13 protein-coding genes are annotated in these 16,275 nt (G+C 69.2%); 5 read left to right on the top strand and 8 right to left on the bottom strand.

What is annotated here, in order from left to right; all coding sequences use genetic code 11:
* Positions 1-404: 404 nt before the first annotated feature.
* The 6 genes from mscL to ACRC20_RS06025 all read right to left on the bottom strand — a co-directional run bounded on the left by mscL (position 405) and on the right by ACRC20_RS06025 (position 6,617).
* Positions 405-857: a large conductance mechanosensitive channel protein MscL gene (gene mscL / locus ACRC20_RS06050; RefSeq protein WP_438685452.1), complete on the bottom strand. Its 453-nt coding sequence runs from the start codon at positions 855-857 to the stop codon at positions 405-407.
* A gap of 142 nt (positions 858-999) precedes the next feature.
* Complete coding sequence (locus tag ACRC20_RS06045; protein ID WP_438685451.1) at positions 1,000-1,683, bottom strand: SAF domain-containing protein; 684 nt, start codon at positions 1,681-1,683, stop codon at positions 1,000-1,002.
* A gap of 125 nt (positions 1,684-1,808) precedes the next feature.
* The gene (locus ACRC20_RS06040) at positions 1,809-2,147 is read right to left on the bottom strand and encodes an FmdB family zinc ribbon protein (RefSeq protein ID WP_438685450.1); all 339 of its coding nucleotides are present in this window, start codon (positions 2,145-2,147) and stop codon (positions 1,809-1,811) included.
* A 50-nt stretch (positions 2,148-2,197) separates the two neighbouring features.
* Positions 2,198-3,829 (bottom strand): AMP-binding protein, encoded by a 1,632-nt coding sequence (locus ACRC20_RS06035; protein ID WP_438685449.1) that lies wholly within the window; start codon positions 3,827-3,829, stop codon positions 2,198-2,200.
* Positions 3,830-3,960: 131 nt separating this feature from the next.
* A complete protein-coding gene (locus ACRC20_RS06030) occupies positions 3,961-4,878 on the bottom strand; it encodes a cytochrome c biogenesis CcdA family protein (RefSeq protein ID WP_438685448.1) in 918 nt (305 codons plus the stop codon).
* 428 nt (positions 4,879-5,306) lie between these two features.
* On the bottom strand, positions 5,307-6,617 hold the full coding sequence (locus ACRC20_RS06025) for an MFS transporter (RefSeq protein WP_438685447.1): 1,311 nt from the start codon (positions 6,615-6,617) through the stop codon (positions 5,307-5,309).
* 161 nt (positions 6,618-6,778) lie between these two features.
* Here ACRC20_RS06025 and ACRC20_RS06020 point away from each other — a divergent pair, with 161 nt between their 5' ends.
* From ACRC20_RS06020 to ACRC20_RS06010, 3 genes are all read left to right on the top strand, one after another.
* A complete protein-coding gene (locus ACRC20_RS06020) occupies positions 6,779-7,750 on the top strand; it encodes a hypothetical protein (protein ID WP_438685446.1) in 972 nt (323 codons plus the stop codon).
* Positions 7,747-9,864, top strand: a complete 2,118-nt coding sequence (locus ACRC20_RS06015) for a DUF6541 family protein (protein ID WP_438685445.1) — start codon at positions 7,747-7,749, stop codon at positions 9,862-9,864. The genes ACRC20_RS06020 and ACRC20_RS06015 overlap by 4 nt, the downstream gene beginning before the upstream one ends.
* Positions 9,865-10,005: 141 nt before the next feature.
* A complete protein-coding gene (locus ACRC20_RS06010; RefSeq protein ID WP_438685444.1) occupies positions 10,006-10,941 on the top strand; it encodes an NAD-dependent epimerase/dehydratase family protein in 936 nt (311 codons plus the stop codon).
* 76 nt (positions 10,942-11,017) lie between these two features.
* Here the strand turns inward: ACRC20_RS06010 and treZ are convergent, their stop codons facing one another.
* Entirely contained in the window at positions 11,018-12,745 is a 1,728-nt protein-coding gene (gene treZ / locus ACRC20_RS06005; protein ID WP_438685443.1) for a malto-oligosyltrehalose trehalohydrolase, read from the bottom strand.
* Between the two features lie 32 nt (positions 12,746-12,777).
* Complete coding sequence (locus ACRC20_RS06000) at positions 12,778-14,220, bottom strand: ABC transporter substrate-binding protein/permease (RefSeq protein WP_438685442.1); 1,443 nt, start codon at positions 14,218-14,220, stop codon at positions 12,778-12,780.
* 73 nt (positions 14,221-14,293) lie between these two features.
* Here ACRC20_RS06000 and ACRC20_RS05995 point away from each other — a divergent pair, with 73 nt between their 5' ends.
* Positions 14,294-14,626, top strand: coding sequence for a DMT family transporter (locus ACRC20_RS05995; RefSeq protein WP_438685441.1), 333 nt, complete (start codon positions 14,294-14,296; stop codon positions 14,624-14,626).
* A gap of 328 nt (positions 14,627-14,954) precedes the next feature.
* Positions 14,955-16,275, top strand: a 1,321-nt coding sequence (locus ACRC20_RS05990) for an N-acetylmuramoyl-L-alanine amidase (RefSeq protein WP_438685440.1), incomplete at its 3' end; no start/stop codon positions are given.

The raw sequence follows: 16,275 nt of genomic DNA, 5'->3' as shown, positions 1-16,275 counted from the left end.
GCCCATCGGGGCTGGCGGCCTCGCTTCTTTTCTTGCCACAGTTGTTTTGACCGCTTGACCGCTTGACCGCTTGACCGCTTGACCGCTTGACCGCTTGACCGCTTGACCGCTTGACCGCTTGACCGCTTGACCGCTTGACCGCTTGACCGCTTGACCGCTTGACCGCTTGACCGGTGTGGGCAGTGCGCAGCGGCCAGGCATGGAGGCGGGGCGGATGCGGGGACCGGGCGGCGGACCTGCTGGCCGAGCGCCTTGCGCCGCAGGGTTTGGGCTGATGTCTGTGCGAGATTCTCGGCCGCTGGGAGAGCCCGCCACAGTAAAGAGCGCAGTGAGCAATACTTCCGTGGAAATGAAAAGCGCCCCGCCAAATGGCGGGGCGCTTCTCGTTGTTTAGGACGCGGTCGTCACAGGGACGGCCCGCCGACGGACGGCGGCGTGGCGCTGTGCGACGAAGGCTTCGACTGCTTCGCGAGCAGGTCGCGGATCTCTTCCAACAGTTCGCGCTCGGAAGCGGGCTCCTCGGGGTCCGGGCCGTTCTTGGCCTTGCGGCGCTCGTTGAGGGTGTTGATCGGCAGGACCACGAACAAGTAGATGATGGCTGCGACCAGAACGAAGTTGATCACGGCGGAGATGACCGCGCCGAAATCCAGGAAAGTGGCCGGGTTCCCCTTGATGAGGCGGAAGCCCAGGCCGTCGACGCTCTTCGACCCGCCGAGGGCGGCGATGAGCGGCTCGATGATTTTCGCCGTGAACGCGGTGACGACGGCGGTGAAGGCCGCGCCGACGACCACAGCGACCGCGAGGTCGACGACATTGCCTCGGAGAATGAATTTTTTGAAACCACTCAAAAGCGGCATGGGGATACCTTTCCACGGAACCGGCGGGAGCGCAGAGAGTATTTTCTCGGCAGTGCCACGCTAGCAGTATTTGACAATAAGGGCATTGATGTCGAGCCGCGACATCGCAACGGCTTGGTGTAATCTCCGCAACGCGGGGCGTTCAGCGGAGCAACAATGTCAACGGCTGGACGAGCGTCACGGCGGCGACGGTCTGCGCGGCCTTGTCCGGCATGGCGATGAGCGCGATGCGCCCGTCTGCGCCGCGTGAGCGTCCGGTTTCGGAGACGAGCACCACGACCGCCGCGCGCGCGAGCACTTCTGGCGGTTTGAGCCCGGTCTGCTTGGCCACGGCCTCCTCGGCGGAACCGGGCTGGTGCTGGGGGACTGTGATCACGTCGACGACGTCTCCGGGCCGGAGCATGTCCGCGAGCGCTTGGTCGGGGAGCCGGACCGGGACGACTCGCGCGTCCGGAACCGCCGTGGCGAGCTGGGCGAGCCTCGGGGTGATCACCCTTGCGTCGGTCAGCGCCTCGCCTTTTCGCACGGGGCCCGCGACTGTTCGGCCCAGCAACTGCTCGGGCGAGTCCGAGGCGCCTGCGGGGACTTGGTCGGGCGGGAGACGGCGGACGACGAGGTCGGAGGACAGGAGGGCGGATCCCGGCCTGAGGTCGTGCGCGGCGACGGCCACCGCGACTTCGCCCGGATGCAGCTGAGCCCTGGCCGCGAAGCCTGCCGCGAGCAGGAGCAGCAGCGCTGCGGCTGTCCGTCGGGCGGCGACGAGCCGCCACCAGCTCAACCTGGCGTGCCAAGCGGCGAATGCGGGGAAGCGTGCGGCGATGCCCATCCCCCGAATCTATGCGAGGCGAGCAGCTGTCCTCGGCGGCCCGGGAGGATTGTGGACAACTGGTTTCGCCGTCCACAGGGGAGCGGAGGGCGCTATTGGGCGCCGCCGTGGCGGCGGGCCGGGATTCAGCTGGTCGCGGCAGGCGCGGCGGCGCCGCTTCCGGAGCTGGAGCCCGAGGCGGTCGAGGCCGAGCCGCTCGAAGCGGGCGTGCTCGTGGAGCTGGTCGAGCTCTCGCTCGACGGCTTCGTGGAGCTCTTGGCGGAAGTCTTAGATTCGGAGCCGCCCGACCCGCGCGCGTCGGTGCGGTAGAAGCCGCTGCCTTTGAAGACCACGCCGACGGAGTCGAAGACCTTGCGCAACCGGCCCTGGCACTGTTCGCAGACGGTCAACGCCAGGTCTGAGAAGGACTGCACGATGTCGAAACGGTTATCGCACTGGGTACAGGCGTACGAATAGGTCGGCATGCCATCGGATTTTAGCACTCCTTGAAGCAGAGTGCCAGTGGAGCCAGGAGTCAGGGCAAGGCGGACAGCTGCGTCCGCAGAATCTTGCCGGAGGGGTTTCGCGGCAGCTCCGCGAGCACGGAGAACTGCTTGGGGATCTTGTAGCGCTCCAAGGACTCGCGGAGGAAAGATTTGAACGTCTCCGGATCGATCCGCCGGTCGGGGTGGCGCAAGACGAGGAACGCGCGCAGGACCTGCCCGAACTGCTGGTCCGGCACGCCGATCACGGCCGCGTCCGCCACCTCGGGGTGGGCGAGCAAGACATCCTCCACTTCGCCGGGGAAGATGTTCTCGCCGCCGGAGACGATCATGTCGTCCTCCCTGCCGTCGACGTACAGCAGGCCTGCCGCGTCCACATGTCCGACGTCCCCGGTGCTGACGTACCCGCCGAGCACTTCTTTGTCTTTCACGTTCGCGCTCGAGTCCGGGGTGTAGCCCGCGTACACCATGGTGCCCTTCACGAAGATCGTCCCCGGCTCGCCCGCCGGGGCCTCGGTGCGGTCCGGGCGCAAGATTTTGACCTTCGCCCCGATGACGGGCGGCCCGACCGTGCCTGGCTCCGCGACCAGGTCGGCCTTGCCCGCGAGGGAGATGATCCCGGCCTCGGTGGTGCCGTAGCCGTTGACCACGACCGGGCCGAATTCGGCGATGAACTCCCGCGCCACGACGGCAGGCAGGGGGGCTGCCGCGGACAGCACGAGATCGAGGGACGAGGTGTCGCGTTTCCGGTCGGTCTCGTTCGCCGCCTCCAAGAGGCGCGCGAGTATGGTCGGCACGGTCATGATGACTTCGACCCGCCGCTCCTCGATGTCCTGGTAGAGCTGTTCTGCGGTGTAGCGGCGATGGACGATGAGCGTGTCGCCGAGCGCAAGCAGGCCCAATCCGGCCGCGAATCCGAGGCCGTGGAAAAGCGGGCTGGTCACCGCGCCGACCTGTCCGGCTCTCAGCCGGAGGGCGTCGATGGCCGACGCGACGGCGTAGAGGCCGGGGACTGGGCGGACCGCCCGAGGCACGCCTTTGGGCGAGCCGGTGGTGCCCGAGGTCAACAAGGTCAATCCGACTTGGCCCAACGCGGGTTTGCGGACTGCCGGGGAGGGGACGGCGGGGGCGGTCGAGAAGGGGGCGTCGGGGACCGCGCGCAGGCATGGGTGCCCGATCGAGTCCAGCGCCTCGGCGAACTCCTCGTCGTGCAGCAGCAGGCCGACCCCGTGCCTGCCGAGGATGGGGCCGAGCTGCTTGGCGGCGAGGTCGTAGTTGATGAGCACGACTTCTTTGCCGAGCAGGCAGCCGACGATCAAGGCGGTGACGAACCCGCGCCCGTTGCGGCAGAGCACGCCGACGCAATCGGCTTTCCGCCCGAGGGGCCCGGGATGGGCGGCGCGCAGCTTCTCGGCCAGGCGGACGGATGTCTCGACGAGGTCGCGGTAGCTGATCTCGCCGTGGTCGTCGACCACGGCGATCCGGTCGGGCCAGCGCGCCGCGGCGGCGGCTATGGGAAGAGCGGCGGTCGGGCCGAAAGTCCACAAGGCGGAGAGGAGCCTGCCAGCCGCGCGGGGCCCCGGCGGGCGGAGCATCCCCGACCGCCAGACGGCGGAGGCGGCTCCGAGGAGACGTTTGACATCGGACCTCTTGGTCGTTGACATGGCGCGCCGCCTTTCCGTCCGGTCGGCGCCGGTTCTCCCGATCCGGCGGCCGTGCCCCTTGCTGTGTTGTGCGTCACGAGGTTATAGCAAGGGCGCGCCGCCGAAGCCCCAGGGGTCTGGGAGCCCGGTGCCTAGGAACTGGCGGCGGACGACTCCGCCACGAGCGGGCGGGGCCGCCACAGCCGCACGAACACCGCCCAGACCCCGGCGAAAGCCAGCAGGACGAAGAGGATCGCGACCCACTCCCACGGCGAGAAGGAGCTGACGGCGGCGGCCAGCCAGCCCTGCGCGGCGAGCGCGTTGGCGATGAGCCGGTTGTCCGGGTTTCCGCTGGCCTGGAACAGGCGGTACTCGTACCAGCCGTAGTAGGCGACGTACAGCCCGGTCAAGACCACCAGCACGGCACTGATCTTGCTGATATGCGGCAAGAGCGCGCGCAGCCCGGTGGCGACCACGTTGTGGGCCAACGCGGCGGAGATCGCGAGCGAGCCCACCACAGCGGTCATACCGCCCGCGTAGGCCAAGCAGGCGAGCAGCCCGAGGTTGCTCGCCCCGGCCTGGAACGTCAGGCTGACCACCGTGACGAACGAGCCGAAGCCGCAGGACAACGAGGAGACGGCGTACGCGAGGCCGTAGCCGAACATGGAGCTGAGCCGGGTCGTCGGCGTCCCGTTGGACCATCTCGGCAGGCGGACCATTGTTTCACCGCCGCGCAGCAGCCGCCAGAGGAACCACAGCCCGAGCAAGACCATCGCCGTGCCGATGGCGATGGTCGCGGCGGGGAGGTAGTGCTGGATCCGCCACGAGAGCGACTCGGAGAGCAGGCCGAAAGACCCGAAGACCATGACGAAGCCCAACGCCATGGCGGCAGTGGCCACGAGCGCGCGGATCGCCGAGGACAGTGCTTGCCTGCCCGCCTGCGAGACGTCCTCGCCGAGGACGACGAGCGAGAGATATGCGGGGAGCATCGCGAAACCGCAGGGGTTGAGCGCGCCGACCAGCCCCTGCAGGAAGGCGTAGTAGAGGATCTGGGTATGGGTCAGTTCCATAGGAGCGCTCGTTCTGTCCCCGGCGCAGGCTCGGGATTGCGGTGATGCTGAGGCGTCGGCATGCTTTTCCTTTCAGGTCGGCGGCCTGGGCGAAGCCGCCAAGCCCGTGCCTTCCGGCACGTTCTCGGATGTGCGCGAGCGCCGCGCTCTCGGTCGGCGCTCTGTGCTCTCCTGTGCTCCCGATAGAACTCGCCTGGGAATTCGCGGCGGCCGCAGGAGCGACGTTCTGCGCCACGTGCATGCGCCCGGGGCGCCATGCGGGCTAAAACCATAGCATTACCGGCTTGCCCGCATAGTCCAGCCCGCCCTGCGGCCTGCCGCAGGGGGTCGTCGTTGGGCCATGGCGACAAGCTTAAGGCTGCTGCACGAGCGGGACGGCGGCGACGCGCCCCAACCGCGTCGGACGTCTGAGGCCGTCGAGGGGAATGTCAGCGGCGGTACGCGGTGAAACGGGGGAGGGCGAGCGCGGCAAGAACGATCCCGACGACCACGAGGACGCCGCCGAGCGTGGTCGTGGCAGCCGGGCCGAGGACGGTCGACCCGTAGCCGTGCAGCATGTCGGCGAGGCGCGGGCCGCCCGCGACCACGAGGAAGAACACGCCCTGCATCCGTCCGCGCAACTCGTCAGGCGCGGCCGACTGGAGCATCGTGGAGCGGAACACGCTGGAGAACGCGTCGGCGAGGCCCGCGAAGGCGAGACAGGCGAGCGCTGCCCAGAACCCGGCAGCCGCCCAGGACAACGCGGCCCCGAACCCGATGACGCCGAAACCCCAGAACCCGACGGCGAGGACGACCGCGAGCCCTTGTCGGCGCACACGGGGGACCCACCCCGAGAAGAGCCCGCCGAGGAACGCGCCGACCGGCACGGCCGCGTACAGGAGGCCCAGATGCGAGCCTCCGGCGACCGGGTCGCCGAGGACCGTGTGGGCTATTTCCGGGAAAAGCGCCCTCGGCATCCCGAAGACCATGGCGATGAGGTCGGCGACAAAGGTGGCGAGGAGGATCTGGTCCGCGCGCAGATGGGCGAACCCCTCGAACAAGGCGCGCAGGGCTCCCCGGACTTTCCCCGGCAGATCGTCCGCGCGGTGCTGGGCCGCTCCGCCGCCCGCCAGCGCCTGGCCCAACGCGGGCAGCCGGACTGCGGCGCCGATCGTCGCGCACATGGTCGCCGCGTCGATCAGGTACAGCCGGGCGAGGCCGATCTGCGGGAAGCCCAACAGGACTCCGCCGAGCATCGGGCCGACGAACGTGGTCAGCCCCATCACGGTGAAATGCAGCGCGTTCGCGGCGGGCAATTGCGCGGGCGGGAGCAACAAGGGGATGATGGCCCCTCGGGCCGGATTGTTCACCGAGAAGAACGCCTGCTGCAAGGCGAAGAGCCCGAGGATGAGCCAGATCTGCGCGGAGCCGCCGACGCCGCTGGCGCTCGCGGGCACGGCTGCTTGGAGCCAGAGCAGGACGGAGCTCGCCGCGAGGCCCGAGCTCGTGACGACGAGGATGCGCTTGCGGTCGTACAGATCGGCCAGAACGCCGCCGAGCGGCGCGAGGACCAGCATCGGCAGCAGCGCGAACAGTCCGGCGAGTCCGACGTAGGCGGAGCTTTTCGTGAGCTGGTACAGCTGCACCGGCACCGCGACGACGGTGAACTGCGCCCCGAGCTGGGACACCACTCCGGCGAGCCACAACCGGCGGAATGCAGGGGTTTTCAGCGGGGTGATGTCGGCCAGAAGCTTCGGCATGAGGGCTCCAGCATACGGCCACCGCGACACGCCCTCGCGCGAGTCGGCGCGTGCGACGCAGGAAGGGTCGTTATTCTGTGCCCATGCGTCGGTCGGTCGTGTCTCAGCGGAATTGGACACAGAGCTTTACAAGATGGTGCGGGGTCGCAGTCGCCTCCACTTTGATCTCGGCGAGCTTCTTCGCCGTGCAGAGCCAGGCGGATCCCGAGCCCCCCGGCTCTGGAGGGACAGCCCAGCCCCCCGGCTCTGGAGGGACAGCTCAGCCCCCCGCGCCTGGAGGGGCGGCGCAGCCACCCGCCGCGCAGACCCCGGCCCCGGCCGCAGTGGTGGACGAGGTGCTGCAGATCGGCGACCCCGAGGCGTTGCGCCCGATCGACCTGTACCTCGATTTCATCGATCCGAACTGCGCGACCCTGATCCAGCAGCTCGGCGAGGAGATGCGCAAGCAGATCGAAGACCGCAAGCTTGTGGTGAACCTGCGGCTGGTCAGCTACCTCGACCCGTATTCCGCGTCCGCCTCCTACTCCAGCCGGGCGCTCATCGCCGCGTACCTGGTGACAGGGGAGGCGCAAACAGCGGATCTGGCATGGAAGTTCGTGCGCAGGCTTTTCGACACAGACGTCCAGCCGCATGAGGGCGCGCTCAAAGACCTCACCGACCAAGAGCTGGCGGACATCGCCCGCCAGGCCGGGGCTCCGGAGTCGGCGGCGGACTTCGTCGCGACCGGCCAGGACCGGGCGAACGTCGACTCCCATCAGATCCATCTGCGGAATATGACCAGGCTCAGCGGGCTCGGGGGCCGGGGCGCGCCATTCGCGACGTTCATGGGCCGCGCGTTCCTCCTGGACGCCGACGGCGACTGGTTGAACAAGCTGGTGTCGACCAGCTCGTCCTCCGCCCCCTCGGAAGCTCCGGACCCCGGAGCCGCCACAGGGGTGAACGTGCCGCACCAAGAAGTCGCGCCAGGAGCCTCGATCACCCGCCCTTCGGAGACGTTGCCGCCTGCCGCGCCCGCCCCGTCGCCCGCGGCGCCACCCGCCCCCGAAGGCGCTCCAGCGCCCGACTCGCAGGCGCCCGCGCCGGAGCGGGCCCCTGAACAGGCGCCCGCGCCGCCTGCTGGACCTGGCGAGTGATTGAAGCGGCATTCGCCGCGTCCGTCGTCGCGGCATTGCTCGTGCTGCCGGGGGCGGCGCTTGCGAAAGCCATGGGCATGCCCGGCTCTGTCGCGCTCGCGGCAGGACCCGCCACGACCCTCGGGGTGGTCGGAAGCGCGTCCTTGTGGTTGGGCTTCGCACCGGTCCATTGGAACCTCGCCACAGCTTTCGCGGTGTTTTTCGTGCTGTGGGCGGCGGCCGCGCGCCGAAGCCGCGTCTGGCCCGCGATCAAGACGCGCGATCCGATGTCGAGGAGGTCGGCTGCCGTCGTCGCGGTCGGCGTGGCCACGGGCGCGGGCGTCTTCGCCTGGACCTGTTTGCGCTGGATGCAGTTGCGCGCCTCGCGGGGATTCGACAACATCAGCCAGGTCTGGGACGCGTTGTGGCATGCCAATCTGATCCGGTTCATCGCCGAGACCGGGGTCGCGTCGCCGATTCGGACCGGGGAGCTCATCAACTCGGACAACCACGCCGCGCATTTCTATCCGAACGCCTGGCACGCGCTGGTCGCGCTCGCTGAGCCGCTGACTCGTTTTGCGGGGGTCCCGGCAGGCTACCCCCGCCTCTACAACATCGCCTCGGTCGTCACACCCGCAGTCGTCCTTCCGGTCAGCGCCGCCGCGCTCGTCTGGGGGCTGGCTCGGGGCAAGCTGGGGGAGCGGTGGGCCGCCTATGGCGCGAGCGCCGCCGCCGCGGCCTCGGCGCTCTTCCCGTCGCTCTACGAGGAGGAGGCGTTCGGCTCGGTCCCCTCGGCGGCGGCGATCGCCCTCGCGCCGGTCGTGGCGGTGCTCGCGATGTCGTGCGTGCGGGACCGGTCGCGGCTGCCGATCGCCGTGCTCGCCCTCGCCGGAGTGGTCGCGGCGCATCCGTCGGCCGCTGTCGTCGTGGCGCTCCTGGTGCTGGTCTGGTGGGCGACGCGGTTGGTCTGGAGCCCGATCGTGTCGCGGCTCCGAGATTTCGCCGTGCTCGCGGCCATCCCCGTCGGAGCGGGGGCGTTGCTCGCCCCGATGGCCATCGGGCTCAAATCGGCTTCGAGCGAGACCGAGGCGTTCCCGTTCTACTGGTACGACCTCGGCCTCACCCACACCCAGGCGGCCTTGCGCACGGCGGGCCTTGTGTCGAGGACTGCGGACGAGAGCGTCCCGTTCGAGCATCGGGCGCATCTGCTGCTGCCGCTCCTCGCGGTCGCGGCCGTCGGGCTGCTCGCGACGTTGTGGCTGCGACAGTGGTGGGCGCCCGCGGTATGGGCGCTTTTCGTGGTGGCGGCCACGAACGACCTCGTGCCTTTCGGCGCTGGGGCCTGCAACCCGTATCCGTTGTGCGGCCCATTGCCGCTGCGCCCGGACGGAAAGCCCTCCTCGGACTGGCCGTCGTTCACCGTGCCATGGGCTTTGGACAAGGTCAGCGGCAGTTTTTACCACGACCCGCATCGTCTTGCCGAGGTGCTGACGCTGCTGGCGGCGGGATTTTTCGGAGTCGGGGTCGGCGTGGCGCTGCGCTGCGCCGACCGGCTGCTGCGCCCGCTTCCGTCGGTGCGCCAGTGGGCCGCCCCGGCGGCGCTCGGGCTCGCCCTCTCGCTCGTGCTGGCGTACGGGCACCATGTGCGGTTGGAACGGGGAGCGCTGGCCGCGAGCAGCCGGAGCGATTGGCTGGTCGGGCCGGAGGACGTCAAGGCGTACCACTGGCTCGCCGAGCAGCCGGGCGCGCAGGACTCGGTGGTCCTCAACCAGCTCGAGCAGGGCACCGGCTGGATGTACGCGGAGGCGGGCCTGAAACCGATGTTCGCGCATTACCGCAGTCCGAGCTTCAGCGCGGACCAAGCCTGCGTCTACTGGTTCGCCGCTTCCGCCAGCCGGGACTGGCGGGTGGCTGACGCGATGCGCAGGCTCCACGTGCGCTATGTCTTCGAGAGCCCGCCGAATTACTGGCCGGACCACCCCGACCCCTTCGCGAGCCTCATCGGGGCTCCGGGCGTCGTGCCGATCTACCACGACGGCCCGGTGACGGTCTACGAGCTCAAAGACCTCGCTGTGAGCCACGACCAGGAAGACCCGGCTGTGTCTGACGACAAGAACCGCTTCTGCAGAGGTTAGTCGCCGCCCACGGGCAAAATCGCGAAGCGGCCCGTGGGGGACACGCCGTGCGATCCATTTATCTGGATCGGCGACTCGATGTCGCTCGTTCGGGGGCGTGTTCTCGCTTTCTGCTGAGGCGCTCCTGCTAGGGTGCCCGGCATGCGCGCATTAGTGACCGGTGGAGCCGGGTTCATCGGTTCCACGTTGGTGGACCGGTTGTTGGCGGACGGCCACGAGGTCGGAGTCCTCGACGACCTGAGCTCCGGCCGGGTCGAGAACTTGGCCCAGGCGGAGAAGAACGACAGGTTCCAGCGGCTGTGGGAAGTGGACTTGAACTCCCCCGAGGTCGCGGACGTGCTCGCGGACTCGGAGCCAGAGGTGGTCTTCCACTTGGCCGCGCAGATCGATGTCCGGAAATCGGTGGCCGACCCTGCCCGTGACGCGCAGGTGAACGTGCTCGGAACGGTGAACCTGGCGCTCGCCGCCGTCGCCGCGGGGGCGCGCAAAATCGTCTTCACCTCCTCGGGCGGATCTATCTACGGCGACCCGACGAGCTTCCCGGTGGACGAGAAGACCCCGGTGGCCCCGCTCTCGCCGTACGCCACGAGCAAGGCCTGCGGCGAGGTGTACCTGAACATGTTCCGCAGGCTGCACGGCTTGGACTGCTCGCACCTCGCCCTCGCGAACGTCTACGGGCCGAGGCAGAACCCGCATGGCGAGGCGGGCGTCGTCGCGATCTTCGCCGGGGCGCTTTTGGCGGGGAAGCCGACCAAGGTCTTCGGGGCTGGGGCCAACACTCGGGACTATGTGTACGTCGACGACGTGGTGGAGGCGTTCGTGCTGGCCGCGGGCTCGGCGGGCGGCGGGGAGCGGTTCAACATCGGCACCGGCGTGGAGACTTCGGACCTGCAGCTGCACGGCCTCGTGGCCCAGGCCGCGGGCGCCCCGGACTCCCCGGAGTTCGCGCCCGCCAGGCTCGGCGACCTCGCCCGTTCCTGCCTCGACCCCGCGAAGGCGAAAGAGCTGCTCGGCTGGGCGCCCCAGATCGACGTCGCCGAAGGGGTCCGCCGGACCGTGGCGTATTTCCGGGGATGAGCCGGGCGTCCAGTCCTCTTTGAGCCCCAGGCCTCCTACGGCTCAGCCTTCTTGACGGCTCAGCCTTTTTGACGGTTCAGCCTTCTTGAAAGACGGCGAAGCTGTGCGCGGGCAGGATCGAGCGCTCTCCGTCGGGCAGCGGCTCGTCCCAGGCCAGCACGACCTCGCCCGAGACGGGGACGGGCGCCTCCTGCGCGGCGAGGTTCGCCGCCACTGTGAAACGGCCCCTGCGCAGCAAGAACCATCCCGCCTTCTCGTCGTGCTCGGTCCGCACGTCCGTCAGACGCGGGTTGGCGAACTCCCCATGTGCGGCGCGCAGGGCGATCAGGTCCCGGTAGCAGCGCAGCAGCCGCTCGTGCGGTTCTCGGGAGGGTTCGGACCAGTCCAGTTTGGAGCGTTGGAAGGTCGCCGGGTCCTGCGGGTCCGGCACCTCCGACGCGGGCCATCCGTGTTCTGCGAACTCGCTGCGGCGGCCCTCGCTGGTCGCTCTCGCGATCTCCGGCTCGGGATGGGAGCTGAAGAACTGGAACGGGGTCGACGCGCCCCACTCCTCGCCCATGAACAGCATCGGCGTGAACGGGGAGAGCAGCACGAGCGCGGCTTTCACCGCGAGCTGGCCGGGGGAGAGGTAGGCGGAGGGGCGGTCGCCGACCGCCCGGTTGCCGACCTGGTCGTGGTTGCAGGTGTAGACGACGAAGCTGGAGGCCTGGGCCGTTCTTCGGTCGAGCGGTTTGCCGTGGCGGCGTCTGCGGAACGAGGAGTACGTCCCCGCGTGGAAGAACACGCTCTCAAGCGTGGTGGCGAGGCAGGCGAAAGAGCCGAAGTCGCCGTAGTAGCCCTGTCGCTCTCCGGATACGGCCGTATGGATCGCGTGGTGCACGTCGTCGGCCCACTGCGCGGCGAGGCCGTCGCCGCCCGCGGCTTGGGGCGTGGTCGTCCTCGGGTCGTTGAGGTCGCTCTCCGCGATGAGCGAGAGCGGCCTGCCCGCTTTCGCGGACAGGGCTTCGGCAGCCGAGGCGAGCTCGGCGAGGATCGGGATGGCGGTGGCGTCCGCGAGCGCGTGCACGGCGTCGAGCCGCAGGGCGTCGACGTGGAACTCCTCGAACCACCGCAACGCGTTGTCGACCACGTAGCGCCGCACCTCGTCGGAGTCGGCCCCGTCGAGGTTCACCCTCGGCCCCCAGATCGTGGCGTTCGGGTTCAGGTACGGGCCGAACTGGTTCAAGTAGTTCCCAGACGGGCCGAGATGGTTGTACACCACGTCGAGGCAGACGGCGAGCCCCTTGCCATGGCAGGCGTCGACGAACTTCGCGAACTCGCCGGGCCCGCCGTACGCCTCGTGCACCGCGTACCAGTCCACGCCGTCGTAGCCCCAGCCCCATTCGCCGTTGAACGCGTTCACCGGCATCACTTCGACGAACGTGACGCCGAGCGAGACGAGGTGGTCGAGCTTCGCCGAGGCCGCCGCGAACGTGCCCTCCGGGGTGAACGTCCCGATGTGCAGCTCGTAGAGGACGGCGCCCGCGAGCTGCCTGCCGGTCCATGATTGGTCGGTCCACGACGCGGGGTCCACGGCGAAACGCTGGGAGAGCGCGTGCACCCCGTCGGGTTGACGGGGAGAGCGCGGGTCGGGCAACGGCTTCGGGCCGTCGTCCAGGAGATAGCCGTAGCGGGCGTCCGGCGGACAGTCCACCTCTGCTTCCCACCAGCCGCCGTGTGCTTCCCGCATCGGGTGGTCGGCTTCGCCGACTCGGACTCGGACCTGTTGCGCGGTGGGAGCCCAGACGGCGAAGCATTCACTCACCCGGCCATTGTGTCAGGCGCCCCCGACATATGTCAGGCTTTCGCTGTTCCGCGCTCGAGCCTGCGCTCCAGCCTGCCCTGGAGCCACGACAGCACGAGGCAGGCGGCCCAGTAGAAGACCGCCGCGGTCAGGTAGAGGGCGAAGAAGCGGAAGGTCGGCGCGGCGGCGTTCTGCGCCGTCCGGAAAAGCTCGGTCACCTGGATCGTGGCCGCGAGCGAGGTGTCTTTCACCAAGGCCACCAAGATGTTCGACAGCGGGGGGACCGCGATCCGCAGCGCCTGGGGCAGCACGACCAGGCGCAGGGTCTCCCCACGGGAGAGCCCGAGCGCGGAGGAGGCCTCCCACTGCCCGTCGGGGACGGCAAGGATCGCGCCGCGGATGGCTTCGGCGGCGTAGCCGCCGACGTTGAGCGAGAGCGCCGCCGCCGCGGCGGGGAAGGGCGGGAGCTTGATCCCGAACTCCGGCAAGGCGTAGTAGATGAGGAACAGCTGGACAAGGAGCGGCGTGCCTCGGATGGCGGAGATATAGGCGCGGGCCGCGAAGGAGGCCGCGCGGTTCGACGAGATCCGCGCCAGCGCTGTGACGAGCGCGATCACGAGCCCCGCGGCGAACGTGATCGCGGCGAGCGGCAGGGTGACCTTGGCGAGGGCCCTGGCCATCGGCCAAAGATTCGCCCGGATCGTCGACCATTGGCTCGGCGGCTTGGCCTGAGACCCGCTCACATCCACGTGCAGGTATTTCTCGCTGATCCGAGTGAGCGTCCCGTCCGCTTTGAGGTCGGCGAGCGCGGCGTCGACCTGGCCGACCAGCGTGCTGCCCCGCAGCGCGGGGAAGGCGATGGCGGAGCGCTCCGGCAGCTCGGCCCCGATTTTGATTTTCGCGTCGGGCACGGCGACGAGGTAGGAGCGGAACGTCACATCGTCGTTGAGCACCGCGTCGACCCGGCCCTGGGCGAGGAGGGCGAGCGCCTCGGCCGTCCCGGCCACCTCTTCCACGCGGGCCCCGAGCGCACGGGCGGCCTGTGTCCAGTTGCTCGTCGAGGTGCCTGCGGTGAGCTTGCCCCGCAAGTCTTGCGGGGTGTGGATTGCCGTGTCGCCCGCTCGGACGATGACGACGCCGGTCGCGTAGGTGTACGGGGTGGAGAAGCTGTAGAGCTGCTCCCGTTGCGGGTTCGCCTCGACCTGGTTCGCGATGAATTCGAATTGGCCCGCGTCCAACCCGGCGAAGAGCGTGTCCCAGGGGGCTTCGACGAACTCGGCCCTTCGGCCCAGTTTCGCGGCCACCGCCTTGGCGACTTCCACGTCGTAGCCGACGAGCTCGCCGGCGCCGGGATCGTGGTAGGAGAACGGCGCGTACGTGCCCTCGGTGCCGAAGCGCAGCGCCGGTTCGGCCTGCGCGGGGACCAGGGCGATGTTCCACACGAGGCAGAGCACGGCGAACAGGGCGAGTGCGTGGCGGCGGATGGCGGGCTCCATTCTCGGGCGGACGCGCTTACCTTAGTGGCTTTCCGCCTGCGGCCGCCGCCGCGCCGAGGCTAAGCTTCTTCGTATGATCAGTGCGAACTGGGCCTACCTCGGAATCGCGATCCTGTGCGAGGTGGTCGCCACCGCGTCGCTCAAACAGGTGGAGGGGCTGAAGCATCTTGTGCCCCTCGTGCTCGTGGTCGCGGGGTACACGGCGGCGTTCTACTTCCTGAGCCTGACGCTCAAGGAGATCCCGGTCGGGGTCGCGTACGCGATCTGGTCAGCCGCCGGAACGGTGCTCATCGCCTTGATCGGGTGGTTCTGGTTCGGCCAGCGCCTTTCGACGACCACGTTGCTCGGGCTCGGGCTCACGGTGGCGGGCGTGGTGCTGGTGAACCTCGGCAGCGAGGCCCATTGAGCGGGCCGCCGCGCGCGGCACTGCCCGCCGATATCGGCGTGTTGCGCGGGCGGGTTCGGCGCAGATGGGGCGAGAAAAGCGTGTGAGCAGCGTTTTTATCTCCTATGGCTCGGTCTCGCGTCGCAGCGCGGCCAACGGTTTGGCCTCGCTCGTATCACGGGGGATTAACGGTTGGCAGACTCCATGTCTGCCTCACCGCGTCTGAGGTTTCCTCTGTTTCACTAGTGGCACAGGAGTTAGCTTCTGTTGTAGAAGTGAATCCTTGTTACTGCTGTGACTTACTGATGGAAGGAGAGTGGCGCGAGTTCCGACCCGCGTCCGCCAGCGTATGAAGACATCGAAGAAAGTCGGTGGCGCAGTCGCTGCCGCCCTGTTGGCGCTCAGCTCCCAAGGAGCCGCGTTCGCCACTCCGGGGACTCCGGCCCATGAAGGCACGCTGACCGGGAAGACCGTGTTCCTCGACCCCGGCCACCAAGCCGCGAACAACCCCGCCCAGCTCAACCGCCAGGTCCCCGATGGGCGCGGCGGCATGAAGGCATGCCAGACCAGCGGCATGACCACGGTGACCGGCGTGCCTGAGCACACCATCACCTGGCAGATCGCCCAACTGGTCAAGCAACGGCTGGAGCAGGCGGGCGCGCGGGTGGTCCTCTCCCGCCAGGACGACACCGGCTGGGGCGGCTGCGTCAACGAGCGCGCCGAAGCCGAGAACAACTCCGGGGCCTCCGTCGGCGTGAACATCCACGCGGACTCCACCAGCACCGGGTCCGACGCCACGAAGCACGGTTTCCACATCATCGTGCCGTCGCTGCCGTTGCCGGACGCGGGCGCGAGCAAGGTGCAGTCCTGGGAAGGGCGCAAAGCCGCGTACGTCATGCGTGACGCGATGACTGCGGCGGGCTTCCCCGCCAGCAACTACCTGGGCAAGAACGGCATCGACGTCCGCTCTGACATCGCCGGGGTGAACCTCGCCCACGTTCCGGACTTCTTGATCGAGATGGGCAACGGCTCGAACCCGCAGGAGGCCGCGCAGCTCACCAGCCCGCAGGGCCAGCAGCGCTACGCGGACGCCATCGCGGACGGGATCAACCGCTATCTCTCCGGCGCCGAGCCGGCCGGGGGCGCGCACAACCAGAACGCGTCCCGGCCCGCGAATGCGCAGGCGAGCGTGCGCGGCGGGTTCGACGTGGACTTCGTCGGCGGCGTGAAGCAGGATCCTGCTCCGGTCGTTCCGAACCCGCCGGTGTACCCGGACCCGTCTGCGGGCGGGGCGCAGCCGATCGCGCAGACTCCCGCCGCTCCGTCGTACCCCGGTGTTCCGGGCGCGACGGGCGGCTACCCCGGCTACAACCCGAGCGACCCGAACGCGGGCTATGTCGACCCGAGCATGCCGGGCGTGCCGCTGACGCCGCCTGCGGGCGCGAGCCCGGACTGGACTCCGAGCCTCGGCGGCGCGGGCGGCTTCGGCCAGGCCGCCCCGGCAGGGCCGAACGTGATGTCGATCGCGGCTTTGGTGCCGCAGATCAAGCAGCAGGTCGAGAAGGGCGACGTGTCCGGGCTGGCGACGATGATCGCGCAGCAGGCGGGCGGTCTGATCACCTCCGAGTCCCAGGACATCGGGCAGAGCGTGTCCGCCGTCGGATCGCAGA

The sequence above is a fragment of the Segniliparus sp. genome (assembly GCF_051660745.1).
GTDB lineage: Bacteria > Actinomycetota > Actinomycetes > Mycobacteriales > Mycobacteriaceae > Segniliparus.
This window is presented reverse-complemented; position numbering and strand designations above follow the sequence as displayed.